At 46.4% G+C, this 5,487-nt stretch carries 7 protein-coding genes; 3 read left to right on the top strand and 4 right to left on the bottom strand.

Features of this window, described 5'->3' with window-relative positions; genetic code table 11:
* On the top strand, positions 1 to 363 hold a 363-nt coding region (locus C1N59_RS23420), incomplete at its 5' end, for a putative T6SS immunity periplasmic lipoprotein (protein ID WP_394551570.1).
* 789 nt (positions 364 to 1,152) lie between these two features.
* Here C1N59_RS23420 and C1N59_RS23415 read toward each other — a convergent pair.
* Complete coding sequence (locus C1N59_RS23415; protein ID WP_394551568.1) at positions 1,153 to 1,950, bottom strand: phosphotransferase family protein; 798 nt, start codon at positions 1,948 to 1,950, stop codon at positions 1,153 to 1,155.
* Positions 1,951 to 2,026: 76 nt separating this feature from the next.
* On the bottom strand, positions 2,027 to 2,353 hold the full coding sequence (locus tag C1N59_RS23410) for a SymE family type I addiction module toxin (RefSeq protein ID WP_394551566.1): 327 nt from the start codon (positions 2,351 to 2,353) through the stop codon (positions 2,027 to 2,029).
* Positions 2,354 to 3,323: 970 nt separating this feature from the next.
* Here C1N59_RS23410 and C1N59_RS23405 point away from each other — a divergent pair.
* Positions 3,324 to 3,638 carry a hypothetical protein gene (locus tag C1N59_RS23405; protein WP_394551564.1) on the top strand — a complete coding sequence of 105 codons (315 nt, stop codon included), beginning with the start codon at positions 3,324 to 3,326 and terminating at the stop codon, positions 3,636 to 3,638.
* A 2-nt stretch (positions 3,639 to 3,640) separates the two neighbouring features.
* Positions 3,641 to 4,048, top strand: a complete 408-nt coding sequence (locus tag C1N59_RS23400; RefSeq protein WP_394551562.1) for an MFS transporter — start codon at positions 3,641 to 3,643, stop codon at positions 4,046 to 4,048.
* A 108-nt stretch (positions 4,049 to 4,156) separates the two neighbouring features.
* On the opposite strand, the gene C1N59_RS23395 is transcribed toward C1N59_RS23400, so the two are convergent.
* Positions 4,157 to 4,639 carry a hypothetical protein gene (locus C1N59_RS23395; RefSeq protein WP_152998366.1) on the bottom strand — a complete coding sequence of 161 codons (483 nt, stop codon included), beginning with the start codon at positions 4,637 to 4,639 and terminating at the stop codon, positions 4,157 to 4,159.
* A 383-nt stretch (positions 4,640 to 5,022) separates the two neighbouring features.
* Positions 5,023 to 5,487, bottom strand: a 465-nt coding sequence (locus tag C1N59_RS23390) for a LysE family translocator (RefSeq protein ID WP_394551560.1), incomplete at its 5' end; no start/stop codon positions are given.

The raw sequence follows: 5,487 nt of genomic DNA, 5'->3' as shown, positions 1-5,487 counted from the left end.
TTATTGGCTTCAGTATTTATTTTAGCCGGATGCCCTGGACCAGGAGACAGAATGGCTGAGCGAGAGTTAACCTCAGCGATTATCAAAGATAATCAAGTTTGTGTAGTGTCGCCACTGAAAGCAGAGGAAAGAATTACTGCCATTCAAATAAACGGGGATAAAGACGATACGCTTCATAAAGTTTTTGACGATAAACCTGTTTATGTAGCTAAAGGGGAATGCCTGCCACTATTTGGATTTACATTTTCACCGGGTGAGAGATATTCAATCGCTTATGACGTCATGAATCAGAAATCACAATCGCATTTGGTAACGGCTGAGTTTTCAACTCAAATCGACAAAGGCGTCATCAAGATCTTTTAACACGATGATCTTACAAGCGCGCATATGCGTATAAGACCATAGGTACCTTTGTACAAATCGATATCGATAAAATATGTGCCTAAATGGGCTATGCAAGGCGCGGAGTCGAGGGTGGTATCAGTGGAGAAACTGGTTACGTTCCCGACTGCGAATGATAGTAGCACTAAACTAAGTGTTGAAGACCAAGCCATCAGAGCCATCTCGTTTGTTTATTAAATCAGATATTTATAAGTCGTAAGGGCAAAGGTTCTGACTGTACCTTGATTTTCGGGCAATAAAATGATGTTATCTTTATGGCATCGCTGGTTTTTAAGTATGCTGGTTGAATAGGAGAAGGATGTCTTGTTTGAATATTTTAGCTTTATATTGAAATGAAAATATTTATTCTTGTTATCATAATGCTTGCCAATGTGGGCCTCATCCTGTCTGTCCTTCTCTACGCAATAAACAGAAGAAAATATTATGAGATTATTAGTCTTTTTCAGAAAAAATATACGCTTCCTGCACCATATCTTTACAGCAGTATGATTGGCTTCTTTGGTGCTGTCACGATGGCATATTTCTTTATCAGACTTAAAAGAAATAAAAGTATATTTTTCTTGGATAAAAACAGTGAGGCATATCAGTTTGTTGATGAGAGTAATGTCGAATTGATGCGGTGGATGATTCCTTTCTTTAATATTTTTTTATTAAGCTTTGGATGTTTTGTGTTCCTAATTTCTTTTGGCGGTGTACTGAGCTTAATCGATAAGTTCACATTTTGACTTAAAGTATAATATTTTAAGGACTCTAATATTTTTTGCCTGTTCTCAATGATGCCAACCACTCAGGCAGCACCTCCCCGTACCATCCCAAATATTTCGCCAGTTCCGGCTTCCTCCGCTCACTCAATATCACCACCACCTCATTCACAATCCACGCTTTAGCAAGGGCTATCTCTTTCGCCAGCACATCCGCATTAAACCTGCTATTCAACTGACAATAGCGTCGCGCTATCGCCCGATAATCCTCTTCTCTGCCCATCCCTTTGATCAAAGGCGCTAAATCTATCGCCGGGCTACCCAGGCCAAAGCGTTCCCAGTCGAACAGCACCAGTTCGCCATTTTTTCTCTTTCCCCAGTTACCTGCATTGGTATCACCGGAGATCACGCAATGCGGTTCAAAAAGCACATTGCTGTGCTTCTGCATTACCCGAAACTGCCGTTCCGACTCAGCAGGCAGGCGAAGCAGATCGAGGCAGCCTTCCAGTGCTGCCTCGTCCCACCGATGTGTGCTGAACGTCCATGAGGGATCAGGCGGTACAGAATGTAATCGTGCAAGAACGGACAGGAATGTATTGTCCGTAACAGCGTCTTGTTGGATGGGTTCAGGAATATATTCGAGTATGAGCTTTCGTTGTTCGTAGCAGGCTGATTTCACAACGGGCGTCAGAATGCCATGCTGAGCCTGAAGGGGAGCGGCATCGCAGTAGAAAGCATATTCCACCTCGCTTACCGGCGCTTTTTCAATTGCGCAGGGCTTACCATCTTTATCCGCAAGGCGTTTTACGCGTGCAATGCCCATTTGGGCTAAATCGGCGTTGGACATAGTAACTCTGCATTTACTCTAAGCGTAACGAATACAGCCTGCTCCCACCTCCGCAGGAGCAAGCCCCCTCAACCTCTTACCACTCAGTCAGCCCAATCGCCTTCATCACCTGCTTTCTCTGCTGCACGGACAGCGAAGCCAGATCCTTAATCGATCCCACCCGCGTCCCGTTTATCACATCCCTGGGTTTAAAGCTGATAATAATCTGGCACCAGGTGACCTTCACATCCAGTTGCACACCAATCGGAAAACCCGCTTCTTTTAGCCAGCAGCCCTTCAGCGTAATCGCTGGAACGCGGCGATAATTTGGAGTGCGGGTCACATAACCCACGGTCGCATAGCGCTGCGTATAGTTTGGTGCTTTAGGTTCAGTGTGGCCTGAAATACAATCAAAGGCAGTCATGATTACTATTCCTCGTAAATAGTGATTGTGATCAGCGATGCGGATGTGGGGCAACACATTCGTATCGCGCTAAATGACCGGAACATTTAATCAGGCAGGCGAAAACGCAGCGAGAGAGAAAATAGCAAACTGCGAAAACATACGCAGAAATTTCACGCAAATCGCAACGTAATCCATCATTTTTAGTGGCAGATCTGAATTCTGATAATGGCGAAAAGAAGAGGGAAATACCCGACCATTTCACGCGTCCTCAGCGTCAATCCGTTGTCCTGTTGCCCTGGCCTAAACCGCCTCCGGGACTTTCACCGCGTCACCAAACCCTGACCCCGAAATCCTTTATCAGCCACTCGCACTCTCCTGGGATCGCCATAACAATTTCCACATCGGCACTGTTAACGCCTTAGCTAGCCACAGGATCAGGCGCTTCCGCTGGTGAAGCGTAATCTTATCGCCGAGCCGTTCGTGACCGTTGCCTCACCGCAATACTTACTGATGCCAGCTTGCTGACCGGCAGCAATGACTGGGCTTATGAGATCACTAACGAATGTCACTTTTTCAACATTCCCAAATCGCTTGCGGTCTGTGACCGTACGCCGTTACGAAAATCGGTGCTTTCAGGGGCTGGGATTGCCTGCATGCCGGAATATGTTGTCCAGCGTGATATTTGCAGTGAAAAACGCATCTGCCTTTTTAAATAGATGAAATCATCGAAATGGTTATTAAACCTTTATTATCCGACCCGCAGCCAAATAGCTGAAGCCAGATGGACAGCAAGAGAGATAGGCTCGTCGCCTGATATTGAAATCCTTTCGAATAATCCTGTAATTACGCAGAATGCTTTGCAAATGTGAAGTCTGTTGATGATTACGAAGATGCAGTAAGGCTCCGTTATTACTTTATCCCCCTGTGTCGCCGTGTTCTTGATAATCTGGTATACAGACCCGTAACGTTCTTAACGTCAGGATAAAAATTGAAAGTCAGCGAAGAAACCCTTATGCAGGCCGGTTTCACGTTACGTGAGCTGGGCAGAATAAAAAACATGTCACAACGCTCTGGCGATACACTGGGCGAAGCGATTAACGACCTGGCCCGGCGCTTTATTATTGCTGCTGTCGCCGTGACATTTTGCCTGGTCGTGTTCTTTATCCTGCTTGTTTTTGGATCAGCCCAATCGGTTATCCCGGGTGCTCTCGGTCTGGCCTGTGGCGCTGCCGTTGCAGCATTCTCCCAGCCACCTGTTGTCACTTACAAAGCCTGGCGTTTCAGAAGCGCTCAGCGCGGCTGACCGTGTGGGCAAGCGGTAAATTTTTAGGTACGCGGCTGGTCAGCTCTTTATCACGTCATCACCTGGGGCCAGGTATCGAGAGGCTGTTCTTTATCGGTGCGGCTCTGATGTCTCTGGGCTTTATTGCCACCTTTCAGCAGACAGCATTGAATCTGGCGCTAGCGTTCATCATTGTGGCGGCCATGAGTGATGGCATTGCGGATGTGTGTCTGATTTCACCTATTCAGCGCGAACCGGACACGCTGAGACTGCCGGTCTTTAGCCTGATGACCTTGTTGCAGATGACGGGCTTTGGTGTGGGCATGCTCATAGTTACCCTGTATTATGTATGGCTTGATCCTGAGCTGCTTATTATCATCTTTCATGGTCTTCCGTTGATGATAGTAGGCGGGTTCATGTGGCAAAAGTGATACAGTTAAGGGAAGGGAGATGTGCTAATAAACGACATCACAGATGTTTCCTCCCGCCATCCCGGTATTATATTGCCCACTGCCAATCGTAGGCAGATATTGTGTAAATCAGATAAAAGGATTTTGACCATCGTAGATGATGTTTATCTGATGAAAATGGATATCTTGCAATGAAATAACCTCTGTTACTGGGCTTGTAGAAGAAATAGGGTGAGTTTCAAGATGACGAGGGCTATTGAAAATAAAAACGATACAATACATAGCACTCAAAACATAGCGCTCCGCGCCGAGAAACAATGAGACGTGAGCATCCCTGCCGTTCATAGCATCTTTAGCGTAGGTCAGATAAACCCCACTTTTGGCCTTAGTCCCTCTGCGGTCAGGATTTGGATTCGATGAGATTTTTCTCTGACTTTTTATCGCATCAAATCCTTCCTTAGATGTGTAATGGATGTAAACCGTTTTCCCGTTAAACATGCCATTATCGATGTGCATTTCGAGGCGATGATCTTTACTAAACACAGTTACTACTCCATTAACATTAAAAAATATTAATGCTTGAGGGTAAGGTATAGAATCGTCAGATTCCATTTTTATCAGTCATTTCCGATTTTTTCAGAATTCATCACATCGTATTGCGTGCAGCAAGGCAACGCATTCTCAATGCGAATGGGGGACGCTCTTTTTCCAATGGCAGACTAAAGGCTCCATCCTTAATGACAACCTGCAGTGACGGTCTGCCATGGATTCCTGATTTTTTGTCGACAAGAAAGCGTGTCTTAACGTTTTATATCACCAGGGCAATCCGTTTCACTTTAAAGGTCAACAGCGCATTGGCATTAAATTGTTTCCCCATACCACTCTTTAATCAAAGCGTTAAACCTGATTTGAGTCGCACGTAAATTCTGCTTTATATCTATCTAAATCATTCCTATTAAAGTGTTAAGACGGTTTGTGACGGCACGTAATTGATTTCACCTCAGCGACACCAAAAACCCCACCGCCACCAACGCATAAAACCCCGCACAAATGACATCAAAACTGCGCCGCGCCCGATTGAGATACGTCTCCGCCGTTTGCGAAGCAAAAATCAGCGCATACAGGCTAAATATCATCACCCCGGTCAGTGCGCAGGTGGCAACCAGAACATAGCTCTGCCACTGTGGGGCGCTGCGGGTCAGGCCTACGCTGGTGACGGTGAACCAGGTCAGGGCGGCTTTAGGATTCGTAAGGTGCAACCCCAGGCCTTGCAGATAGTAGCCGCGTAAACGCGTGTGAGAACGGGCGGGACGTGCCGCAAGGTCGCCAGGGCGAAAGGCACTGCGCAGGGCTTTTGACGCCAGCCAGAGCAAATAGGCCGCGCCGAGCAGTTTTAGCCAGACGATAAAACCGTGGAAGGAGACCAAAATCGCAGAGATGCCAAAGGCGGTTAACAGGCC

Source organism: Pantoea sp. SGAir0183 (assembly GCF_043545505.1).
Note: the sequence above shows the minus strand (reverse complement) of the source record. Positions and strands in the feature narration are given on the sequence as shown.

Coding starts and splice junctions, on each gene's coding strand:
- C1N59_RS23415 (WP_394551568.1), bottom strand. CDS start 1,950: ATGTCCAACGCCGATTTAGCCCAAATGGGCATTGCACGCGTAAAACGC.
- C1N59_RS23410 (WP_394551566.1), bottom strand. CDS start 2,353: ATGACTGCCTTTGATTGTATTTCAGGCCACACTGAACCTAAAGCACCA.
- C1N59_RS23395 (WP_152998366.1), bottom strand. CDS start 4,639: ATGGAATCTGACGATTCTATACCTTACCCTCAAGCATTAATATTTTTT.